Source organism: Pseudomonas sp. SWRI50, from assembly GCF_014269095.1.
Classification (GTDB): Bacteria; Pseudomonadota; Gammaproteobacteria; order Pseudomonadales; family Pseudomonadaceae; genus Aquipseudomonas; species Aquipseudomonas kermanshahensis.
Window position 1 is genome coordinate 15,064 of sequence record NZ_JABWRW010000007.1, and the last position, 22,545, is coordinate 37,608.

At 62.9% G+C, this 22,545-nt stretch carries 19 protein-coding genes; 10 read left to right on the plus strand and 9 right to left on the minus strand.

Annotation, left to right across the window (positions count from 1 at the left end; genetic code table 11):
* The first annotated feature begins 70 nt into the window (after positions 1–70).
* The 8 genes from HU750_RS09790 (at position 71) to HU750_RS09825 (ending at position 9,046) form a co-directional block, all read left to right on the plus strand.
* Complete coding sequence (locus HU750_RS09790; protein WP_027591953.1) at positions 71–841, plus strand: TerC family protein; 771 nt, start codon at positions 71–73, stop codon at positions 839–841.
* A 323-nt stretch (positions 842–1,164) separates the two neighbouring features.
* Positions 1,165–2,823 (plus strand): Na/Pi cotransporter family protein, encoded by a 1,659-nt coding sequence (locus HU750_RS09795; protein ID WP_027591954.1) that lies wholly within the window; start codon positions 1,165–1,167, stop codon positions 2,821–2,823.
* A 30-nt stretch (positions 2,824–2,853) separates the two neighbouring features.
* Entirely contained in the window at positions 2,854–4,260 is a 1,407-nt protein-coding gene (locus HU750_RS09800; protein WP_186679091.1) for a M16 family metallopeptidase, read from the plus strand.
* A gap of 133 nt (positions 4,261–4,393) precedes the next feature.
* Positions 4,394–5,416, plus strand: coding sequence for a DUF5924 family protein (locus tag HU750_RS09805; RefSeq protein ID WP_099452569.1), 1,023 nt, complete (start codon positions 4,394–4,396; stop codon positions 5,414–5,416).
* Between the two features lie 143 nt (positions 5,417–5,559).
* A complete protein-coding gene (locus tag HU750_RS09810; protein ID WP_186679092.1) occupies positions 5,560–6,696 on the plus strand; it encodes an ABC transporter permease in 1,137 nt (378 codons plus the stop codon).
* Positions 6,693–7,484, plus strand: coding sequence for an ABC transporter ATP-binding protein (locus HU750_RS09815; protein ID WP_027591958.1), 792 nt, complete (start codon positions 6,693–6,695; stop codon positions 7,482–7,484). Before HU750_RS09810 ends, HU750_RS09815 begins: the two co-directional genes overlap by 4 nt.
* A gap of 3 nt (positions 7,485–7,487) precedes the next feature.
* Positions 7,488–8,426 (plus strand): MlaD family protein, encoded by a 939-nt coding sequence (locus HU750_RS09820; protein ID WP_027591959.1) that lies wholly within the window; start codon positions 7,488–7,490, stop codon positions 8,424–8,426.
* Positions 8,423–9,046: an ABC-type transport auxiliary lipoprotein family protein gene (locus HU750_RS09825; protein WP_027591960.1), complete on the plus strand. Its 624-nt coding sequence runs from the start codon at positions 8,423–8,425 to the stop codon at positions 9,044–9,046. Before HU750_RS09820 ends, HU750_RS09825 begins: the two co-directional genes overlap by 4 nt.
* Here HU750_RS09825 and HU750_RS09830 read toward each other — a convergent pair.
* The 6 genes from HU750_RS09830 to HU750_RS09855 form a co-directional block, all read right to left on the minus strand.
* The gene (locus HU750_RS09830; RefSeq protein WP_099428017.1) at positions 9,028–10,257 is read right to left on the minus strand and encodes a spore maturation protein; all 1,230 of its coding nucleotides are present in this window, start codon (positions 10,255–10,257) and stop codon (positions 9,028–9,030) included. The two genes, HU750_RS09825 and HU750_RS09830, sit on opposite strands and share 19 nt — an antisense overlap.
* Before the next feature lie 320 nt (positions 10,258–10,577).
* Entirely contained in the window at positions 10,578–11,906 is a 1,329-nt protein-coding gene (gene gltP, locus HU750_RS09835) for a glutamate/aspartate:proton symporter GltP (protein WP_027591962.1), read from the minus strand.
* A 763-nt stretch (positions 11,907–12,669) separates the two neighbouring features.
* Positions 12,670–13,140, minus strand: coding sequence for an inhibitor of vertebrate lysozyme family protein (locus HU750_RS09840; protein WP_027591963.1), 471 nt, complete (start codon positions 13,138–13,140; stop codon positions 12,670–12,672).
* A gap of 2 nt (positions 13,141–13,142) precedes the next feature.
* Positions 13,143–13,304: a DUF1328 domain-containing protein gene (locus HU750_RS09845; protein ID WP_003252966.1), complete on the minus strand. Its 162-nt coding sequence runs from the start codon at positions 13,302–13,304 to the stop codon at positions 13,143–13,145.
* 55 nt (positions 13,305–13,359) lie between these two features.
* Complete coding sequence (locus tag HU750_RS09850) at positions 13,360–13,650, minus strand: hypothetical protein (RefSeq protein WP_085272104.1); 291 nt, start codon at positions 13,648–13,650, stop codon at positions 13,360–13,362.
* A 174-nt stretch (positions 13,651–13,824) separates the two neighbouring features.
* Positions 13,825–14,646, minus strand: a complete 822-nt coding sequence (locus HU750_RS09855) for a BON domain-containing protein (RefSeq protein WP_186679095.1) — start codon at positions 14,644–14,646, stop codon at positions 13,825–13,827.
* 209 nt (positions 14,647–14,855) lie between these two features.
* Here HU750_RS09855 and algB point away from each other — a divergent pair, with 209 nt between their 5' ends.
* A complete protein-coding gene (gene algB, locus HU750_RS09860) occupies positions 14,856–16,202 on the plus strand; it encodes a sigma-54-dependent response regulator transcription factor AlgB (RefSeq protein WP_027591966.1) in 1,347 nt (448 codons plus the stop codon).
* Entirely contained in the window at positions 16,199–17,977 is a 1,779-nt protein-coding gene (locus tag HU750_RS09865) for a KinB sensor domain-containing domain (RefSeq protein WP_186679110.1), read from the plus strand. The genes algB and HU750_RS09865 overlap by 4 nt, the downstream gene beginning before the upstream one ends.
* 15 nt (positions 17,978–17,992) lie before the next feature.
* Here the strand turns inward: HU750_RS09865 and HU750_RS09870 are convergent, their stop codons facing one another.
* The 3 genes from HU750_RS09870 to HU750_RS09880 form a co-directional block, all read right to left on the minus strand.
* Positions 17,993–19,612, minus strand: a complete 1,620-nt coding sequence (locus HU750_RS09870) for an EAL domain-containing protein (protein ID WP_027591968.1) — start codon at positions 19,610–19,612, stop codon at positions 17,993–17,995.
* Between the two features lie 107 nt (positions 19,613–19,719).
* Positions 19,720–20,508, minus strand: coding sequence for an N-acetylmuramoyl-L-alanine amidase (locus tag HU750_RS09875; protein WP_027591969.1), 789 nt, complete (start codon positions 20,506–20,508; stop codon positions 19,720–19,722).
* Positions 20,509–20,586: 78 nt separating this feature from the next.
* The gene (locus HU750_RS09880) at positions 20,587–22,530 is read right to left on the minus strand and encodes a GGDEF domain-containing protein (protein ID WP_186679126.1); all 1,944 of its coding nucleotides are present in this window, start codon (positions 22,528–22,530) and stop codon (positions 20,587–20,589) included.
* Positions 22,531–22,545 lie beyond the last annotated feature (15 nt).

Sequence of the window (22,545 nt, forward strand, 5' to 3'; positions counted from 1 at the left end):
ACACGTATTACCCCTCCCGCGATGCGCCCCAAATTGGGGCGCATCGCCTTTACCGTTCGAAGGAATACACATGGAATGGCTGACCAGCCCGGAAATCTGGGTTGCCTTTTTCACCCTCACCGCGCTTGAGATCGTTCTCGGGATCGACAACATCATCATGATCTCGATCCTGGTCAGCCGCATGCCCAAGCACATGCAGCCACGTACCCGGATCTTCGGCCTGGCCCTGGCCATGGTCACGCGTATCATGCTGTTGCTGTCGATCACCTGGGTCATGCGCCTGACCGCCGACCTGTTCGTGGTCTTCGGCCAAGGCATCTCCGGCCGCGACCTGATCCTGTTCTTCGGCGGCCTGTTCCTGTTGTGGAAGAGCTCCCAGGAGATCTACCACGGCCTGGAAGGCGAAGACGAAAGCTCGGACGAACCGAAAGGCGCGGGCGGCAAGTTCTTCTACACCATCATCCAGATCGCCATCATCGACATCGTGTTCTCGCTGGACTCGGTGATCACCGCTGTGGGCATGGTCTCCCATGTGCCGGTGATGATCGCCGCCATTGTCGTCGCCGTGCTGGTGATGATGCTGTGCGCCGGTGCCATCAGTAACTTCATCGACAAGCACCCTTCGCTGAAGATGCTCGCGCTGTCGTTCCTGATCGTGGTCGGTACCGTGCTGATCGCCGAATCGTTCGACGTGCATGTGCCAAAAGGCTACGTCTACTTCGCCATGGCGTTCTCGCTGGCGGTAGAAGCGATCAATATCCGTATGCGCACCGCCCTGTCGCGCAAAGATGGCAAAGAGCATGACCCGGTGAAACTGCGCAAGGACATTCCGGGTCAATAAACCCAGGAAGCGCGTTTCAAGCAAGGGCCCTTCGGGGCCCTTTTTCGTGCCTGCCCGGCGGGTATGCAGTTTTTTGTGCCGGCCTCTTCGCGGGTAAACCCGCGCCCACAGGCCGCCAACGATCCCTGTGGGAGCGGGTTTACCCGCGAAGAGGCCAGCAGGGCAATCATTCATGACCGGTTGTTTCAAATCGCCGACAGCCATGCGAAGCTGGCAAGCGCTGCACAAAACAACTAAAGCTTTGAGTGGGCACTGAAATTTTCCAAAACGCCCACGCTCCACTTATTGGCCTACATGGGCCATTGGCAACAGGGGGTTTCGCCATGCTGACCCTGCTCAACCTGCTCTCGGCCGTGACGCTATTGGTCTGGGGCACACACATCGTGCGTACCGGCATCCTCCGGGTTTTCGGCTCTGACCTGCGCCGCATCATCAGCCAGAACATGAACAAACGCCCCCTGGCGTTCATCGCCGGGATTCTGGTTACCGCCATGGTGCAGAGCAGCAACGCCACCGCGATGCTGGTCACATCCTTCGTCGGCCAAGGCCTGATGGCCATGACACCGGCCTTGGCGATCATGCTTGGCGCCGATGTCGGTACCGCGCTCATGGCCCGGGTGCTGACCTTCGACCTGTCGTGGCTGTCGCCCCTGCTGATCTTCCTAGGGGTGATCTTCTTCCTCTCGCGCAAACAAACCCGCGTCGGCCAGCTGGGGCGCGTAGGGATTGGCCTTGGCTTGATCATCCTGGCCCTGGAGCTGATCGTGCAAGCCGCTGCGCCCATCACCCATGCCCAAGGGGTGAAAGTCCTGTTCGCGTCGTTGACCGGGGACATCTTGCTCGACGCCTTGGTCGGCGCGCTGTTCGCGATGATCTCCTATTCCAGCCTGGCGGCGGTGTTGCTCACCGCGACCCTGGCCGGCGCTGAAGTGATCAGCCTGCCGGTGGCCATCGGCCTGGTGGTGGGTGCCAACATCGGCAGCGGCTTGCTGGCCTTCATCAGCACCAGCATGCAGAACGCCGCCGGGCGGCGCGTCGCGCTGGGCAGCCTGCTGTACAAGCTGTTCGGCCTGTTGCTGATCATTCCGGTGCTGCACCCACTGGTGGAGTGGATGGACACCTTGAGCTTCAGCCCTCAGGAGCTAGTGATCGGGTTCCACCTGCTCTACAACACCCTGCGCTGCTTGCTCATGCTGCCAACCGTCAAACCCATGGGCCGGCTGTGCAACTTCTTACTGCCCGAGCGCGAAAACGGCAATGGCCAAGTACGCCCGCGCCACCTCGATGCCTCAGCGCTGGAAACGCCCAGCCTGGCACTGGCCAACGCGGCCCGCGAAACCCTGCGCCTGGGCGACATCGTCGACAGCCTGCTCGAAGCCATGCTCGGGGCCTTGCGCGGCACGCAGACCGCCCTGCCACAGCAGGTGCGCGCCTTGGCCGAGGACGCCGAGGCCCTGTACAGCGCCATCAAACTGTACCTGGCGCAGATGACACGGGAGGACCTTAGCGAGCGCGATAACCGGCGCTGGGCCGAAATCATCGAGTTAGCGATCAACCTCAAGCTGGCCTGCGACCTGGTCGAACGCATGCTGCGCAAAGTCCAGCAGCAGAAAACCAGCCAGCGCCGCGCGTTTTCCCAGGTCGGCCTGGAGGAACTGACCGGCCTGCAGGAGCAGTTGCTGTCGAATCTGCGCCTAGGCCTGTCCGTATTCCTCAGCGCCGACCCCGAAAGCGCGCAGCTGTTGCTGCGTGAAAAACGCCGGTTTCGTGCACAGGAACGGCGCCTTGCCCACGCCCATGTCAGCCGCCTGCAACGCAAGGTGGTGCAAAGTATCGAGACCAGTTCGCTACACTTGGAGCTGATCGCTGACATGAAGCGGTTGAACTCTTTGTTCTGCAGCAGTGCCTATGTGGTACTCGGTGGCTCGGACACGGGCGGGCTAATGCTCGACAGCGTGCCGGACGAAGCCCGCTTGCCGTGATTTCGCCAACCAGGAGATCCAAGCTCGCCCATGCGTTGCCTGATGTTCGTTTGCCTACTGATCTGCAGCCTGCCCACGCTCGCCCTCGACCGCTCGCGGGTTGAAGGCTACCTGCTGCCCAACGGCCTGCAGGTCATCCTCAAGAACGGCTATGAACGCGACCACGTGGCCATCCGCCTGGTGGTGGGGGTCGGCCTGGATGACTTCAGTTGCGAGCAGAAAGAGCTGCCGCACTTGCTCGAGCACTTGCTGTTCAGCGGCATCGACGAAACGGGCGAGGGCGGCCTGGAAGAGCGCCTGCAAGCCCTGGGCGGCGAGTGGAATGCCTACACCAGCAGCGCCGATACCACCTTCGTGGTCGAAGCGCCGGCGCGCAACCAGCGTAAAGTCCTCGACTTGCTGCTGGCGATAATCCGCGACACCCCGATCGACGCCAACGCCCTGGCCACGGCGAAAAGGATCATCGAGCGCGAAGATGGCGGCCACTATGGCCACCTGCAGCGCTGGCTCGACCGCCAGGACATCGGCCACCCCGCCAGTGACCAGTTGGCCACCGAGCTGGGCCTCAAGTGCGCCGAGCGCTCGAACATCGACGACATGACCCTGGAACAGGTGCAGGCCCTGCGCGACCGCTGGTACGCGGCCAACAACATGACCCTGATCCTGGTCGGTGGCCTCGACCGCCTGCTGCCGGCCTACCTGGAGCGGACTTTTGGCGAGCTGCCTGCCACCGAACCGGAAGAGCGCCGCAACCTCGAGAGCATCAGCCAGCAGGCCGACCAACGCCGCGACCTGACCCGCGGCTGGCTGGGCGACAGCGTCAAGTTGCACTGGCTGTTCATCGAGCCGGTGCTGGACAACGACCACCAGCCGACCCTCGACCTGCTGTCACGCTACCTGGACTGGGCACTGTACGACCAGTTGCGCCTGCGCAATGGGCTGTCCTACGGCCCATCGGTGCAGCGCGAAAGCTTCGGCGACAGTGGCATGCTCAGCCTTAACGCCGACCTGGAACGCGACGACATCGACAAGGCGGTCAAGGTGATGCAGGGCTTGTTCGATCACCTGCGCAAGGAAGGCCTCGACCCGGACACCTTCGCCCGTATCAAGGACGCCAGCGTTGCCCGGGAAAGCTGGAGTACCCAAGGCAACAGTGCCTTGGCCGACTATTACTGGGGCGCGTTGAACGACTACACCGACGGCCGCTTTGCCAACCCTGCGCGCAAGTTGCGCCAGGTCAGCCTGGCACAGGCCAATGAGGCACTGAAGGAATTGCTCAAGGACCCGGGTTACCTGCGCATCGAGAAACCGCTGCTGGGTTACGACGAGCTGTACGGGCTGCTCGCCCTGCTGCTGGGGCTGTTCCTGGCGGCAGGGTTGCTGCGTTGGCGCCGGCACACCTCGCAACCACCGAGCGGTGCTACACGGCAGAAGTGATTCGGCGGTATCCTTTAGCCAGTACCGGCCTGTTCGCGGCCCCGCTCCCACAACGGTAGACATTGCCCCTGTGGGCGCGGGCTTGCCCGCGAAGCGGCCGGCACAGCCACCCTATCTCTCCTGTTGTAGACCCATGCCCCCAATTCCCCGCTTCGTCCAGCGCGTCATCGAACTGCTTAAACGCTACCCCGGCATCATTGCGCTTGGGGGTTTCCTCTCTGGCATCGGCAGCTTCATCCTGGTCGACCGCCAGGCCGGCCTGGCCAGCTGGGTAGCCGTCCTGATGCTGGTCAGTTGGGTCTGGCTGATGCTGGAAAACACCCTTACCGGCCTGTTCGCCCGCACCTTCAACCGCGAAATCCCGCAGCCCTTGCTGCGCTACGCGACGCAGATGATCCACCAGGAAACCCTGTTCTTCGTCCTGCCGTTCTTCTTCATCACCACCACCTGGAACAGCGGCCAGCTGGTGTTTACCGGCTTGCTGGGCGCTGCCGGGCTGATTTCGATCGTCGACCCGCTGTACTACAAGTGGCTGGCCCCACGGCGCTGGCTGTTCCTCGCGCTGCACACCCTGACGTTGTTCGCAGCATTGCTGACCGCGCTGCCAATCATTTTGCACCTGACCACCGCCCAGAGCTTCAAGCTGGCGTTGATCATCGCCATGGCCCTGTCCTTCCCAAGCCTGGCCAGCAGCTTCCCGGTGAATACCTGGCGGCGCGGCGTGGCCCTGGTGCTGGTGACGCTGTCGGTCGGGGCCGGAGGCTGGTTGCTCCGCTCCTGGGTACCACCGGCGACGCTGTGGATGACCGAAGTGGCCGTCAGTACCGAAGTGCTCAACCGCCAGCCCGGCGAGTCGCTGGACGAGATCGCTGCCAGCCGCATCAAGAGCAGCGGGTTGTATGCGTACACCTCGATCAATGCACCACGAGGCCTGAACGAGCGGATCTATCACGTGTGGCAAAAGGACGGCACGGAAGTCGACCGTATTGCCCTGGACATCCACGGTGGGCGCAAGGAAGGCTACCGCGCCTGGACCCACAAGCAGAACTTCCCGCCTAACCCGGTGGGCAAATGGCAGGTGAGGGTGCTGACCGAAGACGGGCAGGTGATTGGTGTGCTGCGCTTCAAGGTGGTCGACGACGCTGCGGCAAAGTGATGGTTGGGGCTTGCCGGGGCGCTAAACCGCTGCGATGGGCCGCAAAGCGGCCCCCAGCGCCCACACTCAGCACATAATCAACAAACCAGCCCATGCCCTCTGCGCTATGATCAGCCCCTAAGCCTTAGTGCCGAGTCAGTTGCATGGAGCCTATGACCACCCCTCCCAGCGCCACCCTGGACACCAACCAGCACCCCGCCTGCCTGCGCATTACCGGTGATTGGACCCTGGCCCACTACGCCAGCCTCAAGCGCGAAAGCGACCAATTGCGCACGCAATGCAGCAGCGACACCGTTGCCGACCTCAGCCAGCTGGGCCGCCTCGACACCGCCGGCGCCTCGCTGCTGGCCGAACTGCTCGGTTCCGAGCGCCTGTCCCATTGCACCGACAGCCTGCCCGACGCCAGCCGCGCCCTGCTCAAGAACGTCTACTGCTCCGTCCAGGACTACTGCATCCCGGTCAAGGAAGCAGAACGCCCGGTGCTGCTGTTGCTGCTGGAGCGCATCGGCCGTGCCGTCAATACCCTTTGGCAAGACACCCGGCAATTGCTCGGCTTCGTCGGCCTGATTCTGGAAACCCTGCTGCGAAGGGCCTTCCAGCCGCACCGCTGGCGGCTTACCCCGGTGGTCGCTCACATTGAGCAGACCGGCCTGGACGCCGCCCCCATCGTGGCCTTGCTGACCTTCCTGGTAGGCGCGGTGGTGGCGTTTCTCGGCGCCACGGTGCTGGCTGCCTTTGGCGCGACCATCTTTACCGTCGACCTGGTGGCGTTCTCGTTTCTGCGTGAATTCGCCGTGCTGTTGACCGCAATCCTCATGGCCGGCCGCACGGCCAGTGCCTTCACCGCGCAGATCGGCTCGATGAAGGCCAACGAAGAAATCGACGCCATCCGCACCCTGGGCCTGAACCCGATGGAGTTGCTGGTCGTGCCCCGGGTGTTGGCCCTGCTGATCTCGTTGCCGCTGCTGACCTTCCTCGCGATGATCTGTGGCATCGTCGGCGGCGCGGTGGTCTGCGCGCTGTCGCTGGACATCTCACCGGCCATGTTCCTGTCGCTGCTGCAAACCGACATCGGTGTGCAGCACTTCCTCGTCGGCCTGGCCAAGGCGCCGTTTTTCGCCTTCCTGATCGCTGCCATCGGCTGCCTTGAAGGCTTCAAGGTCAGTGGCAGTGCAGAATCCGTAGGGGCACACACCACCTCGGCAGTGGTGCAGTCGATTTTCGTGGTCATCGTGCTGGACGCGGTGGCGGCACTGTTCTTCATGGAGATGGGCTGGTGAGCGGGCGCGAAACAGTCATCGAGGCCCGGGGCATCTGTAACCGCTTCGGCAGCCAGAGCGTGCATGAAAACCTCGACCTGGACCTGTACCGGGGCGAGATCCTGGCCGTGGTCGGCGGCTCGGGTAGCGGCAAATCGGTGCTGCTGCGCAGCATCATTGGCCTGCGCCGGCCCAACGAAGGGCAGATCAAGGTATTCGGCCAAGACCTGGCCGAGCTGCGCGAAGAGCAGCGTTCGTTGGTCGAGCGGCGCTTCGGCGTGCTGTTCCAGAAGGGTGCGCTGTTCTCGTCGCTGACCATCACCGAAAACGTCGCCTTGCCGCTGATCGAGCATGCTGGCTTGTCCCGCGCGGATGCCGAGCACCTGGCCGGGGTCAAGCTGGCCCTGGCCGGGCTGCCGATTTCGGCCGCCGACAAATACCCGGCCTCGCTGTCCGGCGGCATGATCAAGCGCGCGGCGCTGGCACGCGCCTTGGCCCTGGACCCGGACATCCTGTTCCTCGATGAACCCACCGCGGGCCTCGACCCGATCGGCGCCGCCGCGTTCGACCAGTTGATCCTGACCCTGCGCGACGCACTGGGCCTCTCGGTGTTCCTCATCACCCACGACCTGGACACCCTCTACACCATCACCGACCGCATCGCGGTGCTGTCGCAGAAGAAGGTGCTGGTGGCCGGCCCCCTGGCCGAGGTCGAGCAAGCCAACGACCCCTGGATTCAAGAATACTTTCACGGCCCCCGCGGGCGTGCAGCCGAACAGGCCGCCGCCCGCCCGAGGCAGGAGCGCTGAACGATGGAAACCCGAGCACATCATGTCCTCATTGGCCTGGTCACCGTCCTGGTGGTGGCCGGTGCCATGCTGTTCGGCCTGTGGCTGACCAAGTCCAGTGTCGACGATGCCTTCAAGGATTACGAAGTGGTGTTCAACGAAGCCGTCTCGGGCCTGTCCCGGGGTAGCCCGGTGCAGTACAACGGCATCAAGGTCGGCGACGTGTCGACCCTGCGCCTCGACCCCAAAGACCCGCGCCGCGTGCTCGCCCGCGTACGGCTGAGCGGCGATACACCGGTCAAGGAAGACACCCAGGCCAAGCTGACCCTGGCCGGGGTCACCGGCAACTCGTTCATCCAGCTCAGCGGCGGCACGCCCCACAGCCCGGAGCTCAAGGGCAAGGACGGCAAGTTGCCCGTGATCATCGCGTCGCCTTCGCCGATCTCACGCCTGCTCAACGACAGCAGCGACCTGGTGACCAACATCAACCTGCTGCTGCACAACGCCAACCAGATGTTCTCTGACGACAACATTGGCCACCTCAGCAGCACCCTGGCCAACCTCGACAAGACCACCAGTGCCTTCGCCGGCCAGAACGGCGGCATTGCCCAGGCCATCGAACAACTGGTGCAGGTTGGCAAACAGGCAAGCGCCACCCTGGCCGAAACCCAGGCACTGATGCGCAACGCCAACGGCCTGCTCGGCAGCGAAGGCAAGCAAGCCATCGGCAATGCCGGGCAGGCCATGCAGTCGCTGGCCGACAGCACGGCAACCATCAACCAGTTGCTCAAGAACAACAGTGAGGCCATTGGCGACGGTGCCCAGGGCCTGAACCAGCTAACCCCCGCAATCCGCGAGCTGCGCGAGACCCTCAACGCACTGAAGGGCATTTCCCGGCAACTGGAGGCCGACCCAAGCGGCTACCTGCTCGGCCGCGACAACAACAAGGAGTTCCAGCCATGAAACCTTCGCTGCGCCTTTTGGCCCTGGCGGCCGCGATGAGCCTGGCCAGTGCCTGCTCGATCCTGCCGCCAAGCGAACCTGTGGACCTCTATCGCCTGCCCGTGAACCAGCCAAGCCGCGTTGCCACACCGCTGGACTGGTCGCTGCGGCTGAACAAACCGCTGGCCAGCGAAGTGCTGGCCGGCCCACGGATCACGGTGATTCCACAAGGGGACGTGGTCAGCAGCTACAAGGGCGCACGCTGGAGCGACGCTGTGCCGGTACTGTTACGCAACCGCCTGCTCGACGGGTTCCAGCGTGACGGCCAGGTGCAGCGCCTGAGCGCCGACGACAGCAACCTGCAGGCGGACTACGAGCTGGCCGGCGAACTGCAGGCGTTTCAAAGCGAGTACCGCCCGGACGGGGCAGTGGAGGTGGTGATTCGTTACGATGCGCGGCTGGTCCAGGGCCGTAGCCAGCGCATCCTGGCCAGCAAACGGTTCGAAATCCGCCGGCCGTTGGCCGACAAGCAGGTCGCGGCTGTCGTCGCAGGCTTCGGCGCGGCCAGCGACCAGCTGGCAGGGCAGGTGGTGGCCTGGACAGTCGCCCAGGCCGCGCAGGCTCAGCCGAAGAACCAGTAGCAGACGAAGATCGCCGCGACCACCCCGGAGAACTCCGCCAGCAGTGCGCAACCGACCGCGTGGCGCACCCGCTGGATGCCCACCGCACCGAAGTACACCGCCAGCACATAGAACGTGGTCTCGGTACTGCCCTGGATGGTCGCTGCGACCAGCGCCGGGAAGCTGTCCACGCCTTGCGTCTGCATGGTCTCGATCAACATCGCCCGCGCGGCACTGCCGGAGAACGGCTTGACCAGCGCGGTGGGCAGGCCTTCGACGAAGCGTGTATCCAGGCCCATCCAGTTCACCGCATGGCGAATGCCATCCAGCGCCAGCTCCAGGGCGCCCGAGGCGCGCAGCACACCCACCGCCACCAGCATGGCCACAAGGTAGGGCAGCAGGTTCTTGGCCACGTCGAAGCCTTCCTTGGCCCCTTCGACAAACGCTTCGTACACCTTGACCCGCTTCAGCGCGCCGATTACCAGAAACAGCATGATCACGCCAAACAGCGTCAGGTTGCCCAGGATCGACGACAGGCTCGACAGCGCGGCCGCCGACAACGTGCCGAGAAAGGCCATGAAGCAGCCCAACAGCAGCGCACCGGGGATCAGATACGCCAGTACCACCGGGTCCCACAAACGCAGGCGCTGCATGACGGCCACCGACAGCAGGCCGACCAGGGTCGACACGCTGGTGGCCAGCAGGATCGGCAGGAACACCATCGTCGGGTCGGCCGCGCCTTGTTGCGCGCGGTACATGAAGATGGTCACCGGCAACAGGGTCAGCGACGAGGCGTTAAGCACCAGGAACAGGATCTGCGCGTTGCTCGCGGTGGTGCTGCTGGGGTTCAGCTCCTGCAGCGCCCGCATGGCCTTCAGGCCGATCGGCGTGGCCGCGTTGTCCAGGCCCAGGCCATTGGCGGCAAAGTTCATGGTGATCAGGCCCAGGGCAGGGTGGCCCTTGGGTACCTCTGGCATCAGCCTGGCGAACAGCGGGCCAAGCACCTTGGCCAGCCATTCGACGATGCCGGCCTTCTCGGCGATTTTCAGAAAGCCCAGCCACAGGGTCAGGGTGCCGAACAGCAGGACCATCACCTCCACCGACAGCTTGGCCATGGCAAAGATGCTCTCGACCATCGCCGCGAAGATGCCGGCGTTACCGCCGATCAGCCATTGGGCCAGGGCGGACACGGCCGCCACCAGGAAAAAGCCGAGCCAAAGGCCGTTGAGCATCCGTGTATTCCCCCTGAAAAATGCCCGAATGATAGCGTATCGAGCTGTTCATTAGCGCCAAACGTAGCCCACCCCCCTGTAGGAGCAGCCTTGTGCTGCGAAGAGGCCGGGGCAGGCGCTGAGAACAGGACAGTTGTCACCGGCCTCTTCGCAGCACAAGGCTGCTCCCACAGTGTCCGCACATGCCCTGTAAATAGGGGCATGACGCGGTCGGTGTAGGAGCGGCCTTGCGTCGCGAAAGGGGCGCAAAGCGCCCCCGGCAATCCCACAGGCAATAAAAAGCCCCGACAAGTCGGGGCTTTTTGTTCAACGCTTTAGCTTCAGCGTTTGGCGGTCTGGCCAACCACTGCAGCTTCCTGCTTGTCGGCCATCAGCGAGGCGTAGTACTGCTCGCCCTTGGCAGCGTCGTACATGCCTTCCCAGCGTGCGATAACCAGCGCGGCCAGGGCATTGCCGACCACGTTCAGTGCGGTACGGGCCATGTCCATGATGCGGTCGACACCGGCGATGAAGGCCAGGCCTTCCAGCGGGATGCCTACGCTGCCCAGGGTCGCCAGCAGTACCACGAAGGATACGCCCGGCACACCGGCAATGCCTTTGGAGGTGACCATCAAGGTCAGGACCAGCAGCAGCTGCTGGCTCCACGACAGGTCAATGCCATACAGCTGGGCAATGAAGATTGCCGCGATGCTCTGGTACAGGGTCGAACCATCGAGGTTGAACGAGTAGCCAGTCGGTACCACGAACGAGCAGATCGACTTCGGCGCACCGTACTTCTCCATCTTCTCGATCACCCGTGGCAGCACGGTTTCGGAGCTGGAGGTGGAGTAGGCCAGGATCAGCTCATCTTTCATGATGCGCATGATCTTGATCACCGAGAAGCCGAACACGCGCGCCACCAGGCCCAGCACCATGAAGGCGAAGAAGGCGATGGCGAAGTACACCAGCAACACCAGCTTGGCCAGCGGCAGCAGCGAGCTGAAGCCGAAGTTGGCGACGGTCACGGCGATCAGGGCAAATACGCCAATCGGGGCGTAGTTCATGATCATGTGGGTGACCTTGAACATGGTCTCCGACACAGCCTGGAAGGTACGCACCAGCGGGTCGCGCAGTTCTGCCTGCAGGCTCGACAGGCCCAGGCCGAACATTACCGAGAAGAAGATGATCGGCAGCATTTCGCCACGCATCAGCGCTGCGAAGATGTTCGACGGGATCAGGTTCAGCAGGGTTTCGATGAACGCGTGCTCATGCTGCACTTCGGCCGCGGTGGCCTGGTACTTGGAGATGTCCACGGTACCCAGGGTGCTCATGTCGATGCCGGCGCCCGGGTGGAACAGGTTGGCCAACACCAGACCGACGACGATGGCGATGGTGGTCACCACTTCGAAGTAGATGATGGTCTTGAGGCCGATGCTGCCCAGTTTCTTCGCGTCGCCAACTCCGGCGATGCCCACGATCAGCGACGAAATCACGATCGGGACGACGATCATCTTGATCAGGCGAATGAAGATGTCACCAGCGGGCTGGAGGACGTTGCTGATCCACCATGCCTTTTCCGCACTGAAATGATTCAGTAGCGCGCCGATTGCAACGCCCAGGACCAGACCGATAACGATCTGCCAGGCGAGGCTCAGTTTTGCCTTCTTCATGTCTTTACCCTTTGTTCTAGTGGTCATGGGCGTCGAACGAAAACGCGCGTAACAGAGCCGTTGGCAACGTCACGGTGAGCGAAAAAGCTTCCGTCCGGCGACCTCATGTAAGGACACCGCGAGCGAGCGACAGGGCGCTCGGGCCAGCGAAAAGGCGGCAACTATTGCGATGGGGAAGGGGGAAATCTAATGCCGGAAACGCATACCCCATGCCGATACTGCATAACGGTTTGCGCTGAAAATGGCATGTCGCAAGTGCTTGATTTATAACGTTCGGAAACCCGAACAAGACCAAAGCGCCATTTTTGGGCCGATATGGCAGTGCATAGGGAGGGGGATGAATGGCTTGTTCGACAATCCGAATGGCCGAAATGACACTTGCGGCAGCGGCATCGAACGGAAAAAAAATGTGATGTACGGTCGAGACAAAATGTGTCCCGAAGCGAAAAACACGCAAGAAGGGCCATTGGACGATGGCATTGATGAAATGGCTGATGGCTCCTCGGAAGTCAGGTCGGTGCGGTGTCCCCGATGACACCCCCGACCTGAGGCTTCCGATTCCGCCTTTCCTGACCCGGCCCAATACTGGAGGCACTCCCTGTACCCCTAGGCCACTCCGATCTTGCAACAATCAGAACAGCCCGGCCCCATGGTCATGTGCTGCCCCTCCTCGGGGCGGCGCATCATAGAAGCCTGAACTATAAAAAGGTTCAGCTTCTATTACGTGACAGTGCGTTACCGTTCATCAGCGCTGGCTAAACGCTCAGTACCATTTCGGGTCACGCTTGAGTTGCTCGCGCAACATCGCCTTCATGCCGTCATCCGGCTTGCCAAGCCAGCGGTACTGCGCATGACGGGTAGGCGACTTATCGCTCGGCAAGCCTTCGGGTACCTCCACGAGCATCCCGTAGGCATCGTCCTTGTCCCAACTGAACGCCACGATCAGGCGTTTGTAGGTGCAGTTGTCCGCCGTTTCGCACAGGGGGCCGACCAGGTACTGGTCGCCGTCCTCGGTAACTGCCGACATCTGCTCCTGGGCACTGCCGGTGAGGTTGACTACCCAATCGGGCAGCCGTTCCTCGCCCTTGATCGTGTCCTCCCAGGCTTCCCGGTATTCAGGGTCCGAGCCGAGCAATTGGTCGACCCGGACCTGGCCGTCATTGGCCGCCATCGCCCCTGCACTGCCGCCCAGCAACAAGGCGGCAGCCAGGGCAGTGCAAAGCTTCCTGCTCATCGTCAACCTCGACCACGTCCAAAGAAGAAGGAGGCTACGAACAGGACCAGGAAGACGATGAACAGGATCTTCGCGATACCCGTAGCGGCGCCAGCGATACCACCGAAGCCCAGTACGGCGGCGACAATGGCGATGATGAGGAAAGTGATAGCCCAACTCAGCATGGTGGTTCTCCTTTCTTTTTTGAAATCAATCCGGCCCTAGGCGTCCAGGACAGGCTCAGAACACCCAGCGATCCTGGGGTACGACAGTTTCTACGGTGGCCGGCGAGGCATTGGCCTTAGGCGAAGGCAGCGGGTCAGCCGCCCTGACCAGGGTGCTGGCACGGGTTGCCTGAATCTGCGTCAACAGCGCGGTCTGCGCCGCCACTTGATCTGCCAGACGCGCGGTCTGCCAGCTGTAGTAGAAGAGGCCGGCGGCCAAGGTCATCAGCAGCGCCATGCCGAGAAACAGGAACTGGCGCAAAGGCAGTGCGGCGTTCTGCGAGCGGTTGACAGATTGGCGGTTCATGCCGGCTCCTCCTGCTGTAATTGTTGTTCAAACCTGAACAGGTAATTGCAGCCTGCATGCCAGCCTTTGAATTCAATAAAATTCCTTTAAAATCATATACTTAAGATAATCACGCATGGCACCGAAGGACGTATCCTGCACGATGCCGTCCCTGACGTCGTGCGAATTGCACGATCAGCCCTCGACCTTGGTCGCGACCTTGAGCAGGTCGGCGTCCACACCGCGCACGCCGATGATCTGCCGGGCGATCTCCACGGCGATGGTTTTCTGCTCGCTGCTGACCACCTCTCCCGACAGCCGTACCAGGCCCTCTTGGCTGGCCACCTTGAGGTTCAGGCCATCGAGGTTGCGGCTGAAACGGAAGCTGTTCTGGATCTTGTCGACGATCCAGCTATCGCTGGGTTGCGGCCCGGTCGGGGCACCCACCGGGTTCTCGCGAGCCTTGGCCATGGCGGCGGTATCCAGGCTGACCAGGTTGTTGACCAGGTGCACGCCGTCGGTGGTTCGCGCCACCACCCCGGCCAGCTCCTTGGCCTCCGCGCTGTCGACCCTGCCGCGAAGCGTCACCACGCCATCGCTGCTTTGCACCTCGATAGGCGCTTTCTCGGTCGTGCGGCTCCACAGCAGCCGTGCCCTGATCACAGCAGCCAACGTTGCATCTTCCAGCCGCTGTGCATAAGCCCGCAGTTCCAGCGGGCGCTCCACCAGCTGGGCATTGACCTTCAACTGGTTGTCGACCTGTTCGATACCGCGGGTAGCCAGGGCGACATGCTCGGCCAACTGGCGCTCGACATCGTTCTCGACCTCACCGGTCAGCCGCGCCTGCTGGCCGTCCACCTCGACATCGATGCGAAACGGGTTGAGCATCCTGTTGAGCGATAACGCGGTTTGCAGCGAGCCCTCCAGGCGGGCGTCCTGCACAGGGTCAGCGAATGCCGGGGTCAATACCGGCAGCAAGGTGGCCGCCAACACGGCCAGTCGTGGGGAAAAGGGCATGGCTGTGGCTCCTTTGTTGGCAAAAACAGAAAATAGTCGCAACCAATGTGCCAGCGCGTAGCTCTAAGCAAATCATCGAGATATCGCGGTTTTCGGGCTTACTTTGGCCATTGGCTAGCATGCAAAGGACAGAATCCTTCAGAATTGACCATGCAACTTGCCCGATTTTTCCCACACTAATTGAAGATCTATCCTAAGGAGCGCAGGAAATGGAATCAGCCCAGGACAACCAAGGCCGCATTCTGCTGGTGGATGACGAGTCCGCGATCCTGCGCACCTTCCGCTACTGCCTCGAAGACGAAGGCTATAGCGTGGCCACCGCCAACAGTGCCGCCCAAGCCGAAACCTTGTTGCAACGCCAGGTGTTCGACCTGTGCTTCCTCGACCTGCGCCTGGGCGAGGACAACGGCCTCGACGTGCTGGCGCAGATGCGCATCCAGGCCCCCTGGATGCGGGTGGTGATCGTGACCGCGCATTCGGCGATCGACACCGCGGTGGATGCCATCCAGGCAGGGGCGGCCGATTACCTGGTCAAGCCCTGCAGCCCAGACCAGCTGCGCCTGGCCACCGCCAAACAGCTGGAAGTGCGCCAACTGTCGGCACGCCTCGAAGCCCTTGAAGGCGAGGTGCGCAAACCCAAGGACGGCCTCGACTCGCACAGCCCGGCCATGATGGTGGTGCTGGAAACGGCGCGCCAGGTTGCAACCACCGATGCCAACATCCTCATCCTGGGCGAGTCCGGCACCGGTAAGGGCGAGCTGGCCCGCGCCATTCATGGCTGGAGCAAGCGTGCGCGCAAAGCCTGCGTCACCATCAACTGCCCCTCGCTGAATGCCGAGCTCATGGAAAGCGAGCTGTTCGGCCATACCCGCGGCGCCTTCACCGGTGCCAGCGAGAGCACCCTTGGCCGGGTCAGCCAGGCCGACGGCGGCACGTTGTTCCTGGATGAAATCGGTGATTTCCCACTGACCTTGCAGCCTAAGCTGCTGCGCTTTATCCAGGACAAGGAGTACGAGCGTGTGGGTGACCCGGTCACCCGACGCGCCGATGTTCGCATTCTGGCTGCCACCAACCTCAACCTCGAGGAGATGGTGCGCGAAAGCCGCTTCCGCGAAGACCTGCTGTACCGCCTGAACGTGATCACCTTGCACCTGCCGCCCCTGCGCGAGCGCAGCGAAGACATCCTGACCCTGGCCGATCGTTTTCTGGCCCGCTTCGTCAAGGAATACTCCCGGCCCGCCCGCGGCTTCAGCGACGAAGCCCGTGCAGCCCTGCTCAACTACCGCTGGCCTGGCAACATCCGTGAACTGCGCAACGTGGTCGAACGCGCCAGCATCATCTGCCCGCAGGAGCGCGTCGAGATCAGCCACCTGGGCATGGGCGAACAACCCGCCGGCAACGCACCTCGGGTTGGCGCAGCCTTGAGCCTGGATGAACTGGAACGCGCCCACATCGGTGCGGTGCTGGCTGCCAGCGATACCCTTGACCAGGCCGCCAAAACCCTGGGCATCGATGCCTCGACCCTTTATCGCAAACGTAAGCAGTACAACCTATGAAGTGGCAGATGAAGCTGCGCACGCGGCTTTTCCTCAGCATTTCGGCGCTGGTCACGGTGGCCTTGCTCGGCCTGATGCTGGGCCTGGTGAGCGTGCTGCAGATGGCCTCGGTGCAACAGCAGCTCGTGCGTGACACCACCCACGCCTTGGAAGTGGGGCTTAAATTGCGGCAGAACCTCGGCGAACAGCTGACCCTGATCCTTGACGAGGACACCGCGCCGCAAAGCCTGCAAGTGCTGCAAGACAACTTCCAGTCCCTGCTCAACCAAGGGCTTGAACAAGGCGGCGAACGCACCGGCTTCAGCAAGGCCAGCAGCAATTACCAGACCTTCCTCGAGGCCTACCGAGACAGCCCTGCACCGGCGCGCAGCATGGGTATGGACCAGCCCCTGGGGGCTGCCTTCAACCAAGTGCGCACCGACCTCATCGACGCCCACAAGCAAGCGCTGGATCACATTACCCGCAGCGAGGAACATACCCGCGATCGCGCCTTGATGGTCAGCGGCGTCCTTGGCCTGATGGGCTTGGTGATCCTCGTGCTGGGTTTCATCACGGCGCACAACATCGCGCGACGCTTCGGCCAACCGATCGAAGCCTTGGCCAAGGCGGCCGATCAATTGGGCAAGGGCGACTTCGACGTAACACTGCCAGTTACCCAGGCCATCGAGCTGAACCAACTGACCCGCCGCTTCGGGCTCATGGCCGACGCCTTGCGCAAGCACCAGGCAACCAATGTCGATGAACTGCTGGCCGGCCAGCAACGCCTGCAGGCCGTGCTCGACAGCATCGACGATGGCCTGCTGATCATTGACCGCCAAGGCCGCCTGGAACACCTCAACCCTGTGGCGCAGCGCCAGCTGGGCTGGAGCGACAGCCGCCTAGGCAACACCCTGGCCGAAGCCTTGCAACGCCCGGAGCTGGAGCAACAGCTACGCCAAGTGCTGCGCGGTGGCAACCTTGATCGCCCACCCGACGACCTGAGCATCGACGTCGATGAAGAAACCCGCCTGCTGACCTACAGCCTGACACCGGTCAGCCACCCCCAGGGGCCGATCCTGGGTGCGGTGATGGTGCTGCACGATGTCACCGAACAACGGGCCTTCGAGCGCGTACGCAGCGAGTTCGTGCTGCGTGCCTCGCACGAACTGCGCACCCCGGTCACGGGTATGCACATGGCGTTCGGCCTGCTGCGTGAGCGGGTGAAGTTCCCGCCCGAGGCGCGCGAGTACGACCTGCTCGAGACCATCGGCGAGGAAATGCAGCGGCTGACCCAACTGATCAACGACCTGCTCAATTTCTCGCGCTACCAGAGCGGCCTGCAGAAGCTTGACCTCGCCCCCTGTGCCATCGATGAGCTGCTGGAGCGCGCGCAGCTGCGTTTTACCGAGCAGGCCGCGCACAAGCAGATCGAATTGATCAAGGAGCTGGAACTGCCGCTGCCACGTATTCAGGCCGACATCGCCCAGCTCGACCGGGTGTTGGACAACCTGCTGCACAACGCCGTCCGCCATACCCCCAGCGGTGGCCGTATACGGCTTCACGCCAGGCGGCATGCGGAGCGCGTGATCATCAGTGTCGAAGACAACGGCGAGGGTATCGCCTATGGGCAGCAAGGGCGCATCTTCGAGCCGTTTGTGCAGGTAGGGCGCAAAAAAGGTGGCGCGGGGCTTGGCTTGGCGTTGTGCAAAGAAATCGTGCAACTGCACGGTGGCAGAATGGGCGTATTTTCCCGGCCGGGGCAGGGCACTCAGTTCTACATGGCATTGCCGGTCTGACGACAGGGTTTGCCCTCAAGACTCATCGGTACCCCGCCGCGCCGGCACCGCCCGCCACCCGCGGGTCACCAGCTCGGCAAATTGACGGGCGTTCAACGGCCGGGCGAACAACCAGCCTTGGCCGTAATTGACCCCTTCACTGTTGAGCAACACCGCCTGGTCTTCGCATTCGATGCCTTCGGCAATCACCCGCAGGTGCAGGTCGTGGGCCATGCGGATGATGTGCGGGGCCACACCACTGCTGGCGGCATCGTGCCCCAAGGCATCAATGAAGGCCTTGTCGATCTTCAGGCAGTCCACGGGCAGCGTCTGCAGGTAGGCGAGGCTGCAGTAACCCGTGCCAAAATCGTCGATCAACACTTGGTGGCCCACCGCACGCAGAGCCTGCAGGTTGTCGCGCGCCACCACCACGTCGATCAGGCCGCGTTCGGTCACCTCGAAGGCGATCTGGCTGGCCGCCACCCGGTGCAAGGCCAGCAGCCGCGCCGCCACCCGGCCAATGCGCGGGACCATCACATCACACGCCGCAAGGTTTACCGAGATGTACAGGTTGCGGTGCGAACGCAGCAACTGGCCCAACTGCTCAAGCACCCGCTGCAAGACAAAGTCAGTGATCTGGCGGATCTGCCCGGTATTTTCGGCCAACGGAATGAACAGGTCCGGGCTGGTCAAGGTGCCGTCCGGGCGGCGCCAGCGCACCAGGGCCTCGGCACCGACACAACGCCGTGTGTCGAGCTCGATGATCGGCTGGTAAAGCACCTGCAGTTCGCCCCGGCGCAGTGCGTTCTGCAGCTCCGAGCTCATCGAGCGGCGCTGCAGAATCAGCTGCAACACCAGCCAGCCAATGCAGCAGGCGGCCAGTACGCTGCCAGGGAACAGCAGCCAGAGCATGCCGTTCATGCGCAGGGGCAGGCTGGCGCGTGGCGCAATCAGCACCAATTGGTAATCCGGCGATTTGGTCGGCATGCGGTAGATGAGGCGGTCGCTCAATTCGAGCAGCGACTTGTGGCTGGCCGACCAGGCCGAGGGCGGTGGCCACACCTGCGGCGGGCCTAGTACCGGGATGGCCCGGGTACCGTTGTCCAGCACCACCACTAGGCTGCCACCGGGCGGCAGGTCGACAACATCGGTCAGGTGCCCGCGCGACGTGGACACCACGAAATTGCCACGCCCCAGCATCAGGGCTGCCAGATTTTCGTCGGGTTCGATCGTGGTGTTCAACCAATAGCTGTAGGTCGGCCCCTTGATGTCGGGCGCGCGCAGTGGTTCGAAGGCCCGTTCATCCCCCCGGTTGGAGCAGGCGACATGGGCATCGACGTACGCGGCTTCATAAATGAAGCGCGAACTCAGGCCCACCTGCTGCAATGCCGCCAGCATCTCTGGGCTGCAGCCGCGCAAGGGCTGCGCCTGCAGGGTGTCGACCCCTTCACGAAGCTGGCCGAATACCTGCTCAAGGCGATCGAGAAAGCGCTCGCCCTGCGCATTCATCTGTTCACTCTCGCTTTGTTTCATCTGCTGCAGGGCAATACCGATGCTGGCGCTGAGCAACAGTGCGGCGCTGGCCAGTGCTGCCAGTGAGGCCAGCATCCAGGGACGGTAAAAAATTTGGCGCAGCGTGGCGATGAGGGCTGACATCAAGGGCATCCAGTTGATTACCAAGGTATAGCAACTGAATCGAGAATCATCCTCGCCGTTGGGCGATTAACGGGTCAAGGGCTGCTGCGCAGCCCATTCCCCCTGCATCAACGCATGCGGTTGAGCACTTGCAGCATGGCGGCCGTCTGGGCATCGGGCATGCCGTCGAAGCGTTGTGGGCGGAAGCGCATCTGGAACGCCGCGATCACATGCCGGGTGGCCACGTCGAGTTCACCGGTTTGCGCGATCGCATAGCCGAAACGCGCCAGCTCCTGCTGGTACCAGCTCACGCTCGGCGGGTTGACGCTGAAGAAGGCTTGTTGCCGCGCCACTGCGTTAGGCTCGGGCCAGATACCGATACCCGCGTCGGCCAGGCGCTTCCACGGGAACAACGGGCCTGGGTCGAGCTTGCGCAACGGCGCGATATCGCTGTGGCCAACGATATGCCGGGGGTCGATGTTGTTGCGTTTGACGATGTCTTTGAGCAGCGCGATCAAGGCCTGAACCTGGGCTTCGCTGTAGGGGTGCCAGACTCGGCCATTCGGCGTATCGGTGAACCCTGGGTTGACGATTTCGATACCGATCGAGGTCGAATTCAACCAGGTGCGCCCTTGCCATTGGCTGTCACCGGCGTGCCAAGCGCGGCGGCTTTCATCCACCAGCTGATAGACCGTGGCCGGGCCATCGCCGATCAGGTAGTGGCTGCTGACCTCGCCATGGGTCAGTAGCGCCAATGAGCGCTCGAGCGAGGCATTGGTGTAGTGCAGGACGACAAACTGGATACGCTCGTCCTGGTTGGCCGACGGGTGGCTGCGGTCGATGCGCAGGCCCGTCGAGCAACCTGCAACAGCAACCAGCAAGCAGGTGAGCAGTGTTTTTTTAACGGTGGAAAGCACGTCGGCGGCCTCAGCGTGTAAGCGCTACAGTATAACGTGCTCTGAATGGCCTGTGCTCGCCGTGAGTCAGTGCCGCCCTTACCCCTGCTCGACTCGGTTGCGCCCCAAGTCCTTGGCACGGTACAGCGCGGTGTCGGCGCGCTTGAGCACCTGGTCACCGCGCTCGCCGGAACGGAATGCACCCAAGCCAATGGAGGCGGTGATCACCACGCGCTCGCCTTTGAAATGGAACGGGCAGGCTTCGATGGTCGCACGCAGTAGCTCAGCCATCTGTGCGGCCGCGGCGGGTGAAGTCTGCGGGAACAACAGGACGAACTCCTCACCGCCAAAGCGGGCGATGAAGTCGCGCCCGCGCAGGCGCTTGCGCAGCTGGTCAGCGACGATCTTCAGCACCTTGTCACCCGCCAGGTGCCCGTAGTTGTCGTTGATGCGCTTGAAGTGGTCCAGGTCGAGAATCGCCATGGCCAAGTGGCCGCCGTTTTCCTGCCAGTCGAGCATCTCGCGTTCCAGGTGCTCGCTCCAGGCCGCACGATTGGGCAGGCCGGTCAGCGGGTCGAGCAAGGCCTTTTGCCGCTGCTCTTCAAGGTGCTCGCGATAGCCAAGCGCCTCGTGCTCCATGTTCGCCACACGCTCGGACAGGCCCTGCAGGCGACCGGCAAGTTCCTGCTCGCGGCGATCACGCTCGTGCTTGTGCTCGTCCATGGTCACCAGCAAGCCCTCGAGCCGGTTTTCCAGGATGTGCTTGAGGCTGTCCACGTCGGCGGCGCCCTTCACACTGCTCTGCAGCCCATCGACCTGCTGGCGGAGCTGGGTGTCCAGCGCCTCGGCGGCGGTGCTGTTGTCGGCATGCCCGGCACTGGCTTCGTGCAGGTGGCTCTGGAAACCTTCCAGGCGCTCGTTGAGCTGTTGCAGGTAGGTCTCGAATTCGTGCTGGCCGCTGTCGGTGATCGCCAGCATCAGCACCGCCAAGTCGTCGAGCACCGGGATCAGTTCGTACCAGTTCAGCCCCCGCGCCACCCGCTCGCGCATTTCCAGGGCCTGGGCCTTGTGCCGCTCGGGCAGGCTGAGGTCGTCGAGCAAGCCGATCAGCGTCTGCTCGATATGGGCGGCCACTTGGCTGTAGGGCGGCTCTACCGCGTAGGGCAGGGCATAGGGGCCATCTTCACCGAACGTTTCTTCCAACGTTTGCGGCGGTGCGGCCTCTGGCGTGGGTTGGCTGAGGGCTGGCTCTGGCGCTGTCGCCTCATCCGGCACAGGCTCGGGTTGTGGCGCGCTCGGCACGTCTGCGGTTTCGATCAGTGCCGGCCCTTCCAGCTCCGCTACCAAGGCTGGCTCAGCCAGTGCTGGGGGTGCCAAGGGCAGCAGTGCGTCTACATCCTCGGGCTGCGGGTCTTCAGCAACGCGCTGAACGGGGGCGGCAACGGGCGGCGCCACGGCCTCAGCCATTGCCACAACAGGCGCCGCCGCCAGTGCAACCTCTGCTTCGTCGGGCTGCTCGCTGTCACGACCACCAAACAAGCGCTGCAAAAAGCCTGGCCGCTCTTCTTCAGGCTTGCCCAACGCATCCAGCGCGCGACCTTGCAGGCCGCTCAGCTCCCCCAGCAACGGGGGCAGCTCACGCGACTGGGCAACCCCGCCGTCGAGTTTTTTCGCCAGTTTTTTCAGCGGCCGCGAAATGTCGCTTGGCAGCGGCAAGCCTTGCAGCTGAGTGACCAGCGCCGTCAGCGCATCGCTGACCTGGTTCATGCGGGTTTCCCGGCGTTGCTCGGAATCCAGCACGGCTTTTTCCAGGCGCGGAATCAGCCCGGCAAGGCCAGCGTCCATGTTGTCGCTGCGGATGACCTCGCGCATTTCCTTCATGCACTGGTCCACCACCTTGTCACTGCCTTCGGCAGCCAGGGTGCTGCGCACCAGCCCACGACGCAACAGGTCGAGACGTGCGTCCCAACGGCGTTCAAGCTTCTCTTGCTGCTCGATGCTCTTAAGGTATTTCTCTTTCCAGCGCTCAGCGTCGTCAGTCATGCCCGGGCCCGCAAA

Bases quoted from the DNA above. Each gene is read 5' to 3' on its own strand.
- HU750_RS09790 (WP_027591953.1), top strand. From the start codon at position 71: ATGGAATGGCTGACCAGCCCGGAAATCTGGGTTGCCTTTTTCACCCTC.
- HU750_RS09795 (WP_027591954.1), top strand. From the start codon at position 1,165: ATGCTGACCCTGCTCAACCTGCTCTCGGCCGTGACGCTATTGGTCTGG.
- HU750_RS09800 (WP_186679091.1), top strand. From the start codon at position 2,854: ATGCGTTGCCTGATGTTCGTTTGCCTACTGATCTGCAGCCTGCCCACG.
- HU750_RS09805 (WP_099452569.1), top strand. From the start codon at position 4,394: ATGCCCCCAATTCCCCGCTTCGTCCAGCGCGTCATCGAACTGCTTAAA.
- HU750_RS09810 (WP_186679092.1), top strand. From the start codon at position 5,560: ATGGAGCCTATGACCACCCCTCCCAGCGCCACCCTGGACACCAACCAG.
- HU750_RS09820 (WP_027591959.1), top strand. From the start codon at position 7,488: ATGGAAACCCGAGCACATCATGTCCTCATTGGCCTGGTCACCGTCCTG.
- HU750_RS09825 (WP_027591960.1), top strand. From the start codon at position 8,423: ATGAAACCTTCGCTGCGCCTTTTGGCCCTGGCGGCCGCGATGAGCCTG.
- HU750_RS09830 (WP_099428017.1), bottom strand. From the start codon at position 10,257: ATGCTCAACGGCCTTTGGCTCGGCTTTTTCCTGGTGGCGGCCGTGTCC.
- gltP (WP_027591962.1), bottom strand. From the start codon at position 11,906: ATGAAGAAGGCAAAACTGAGCCTCGCCTGGCAGATCGTTATCGGTCTG.
- HU750_RS09840 (WP_027591963.1), bottom strand. From the start codon at position 13,140: ATGAGCAGGAAGCTTTGCACTGCCCTGGCTGCCGCCTTGTTGCTGGGC.
- HU750_RS09845 (WP_003252966.1), bottom strand. From the start codon at position 13,304: ATGCTGAGTTGGGCTATCACTTTCCTCATCATCGCCATTGTCGCCGCC.
- HU750_RS09850 (WP_085272104.1), bottom strand. From the start codon at position 13,650: ATGAACCGCCAATCTGTCAACCGCTCGCAGAACGCCGCACTGCCTTTG.
- HU750_RS09855 (WP_186679095.1), bottom strand. From the start codon at position 14,646: ATGCCCTTTTCCCCACGACTGGCCGTGTTGGCGGCCACCTTGCTGCCG.
- algB (WP_027591966.1), top strand. From the start codon at position 14,856: ATGGAATCAGCCCAGGACAACCAAGGCCGCATTCTGCTGGTGGATGAC.
- HU750_RS09865 (WP_186679110.1), top strand. From the start codon at position 16,199: ATGAAGTGGCAGATGAAGCTGCGCACGCGGCTTTTCCTCAGCATTTCG.
- HU750_RS09870 (WP_027591968.1), bottom strand. From the start codon at position 19,612: ATGTCAGCCCTCATCGCCACGCTGCGCCAAATTTTTTACCGTCCCTGG.
- HU750_RS09880 (WP_186679126.1), bottom strand. From the start codon at position 22,530: ATGACTGACGACGCTGAGCGCTGGAAAGAGAAATACCTTAAGAGCATC.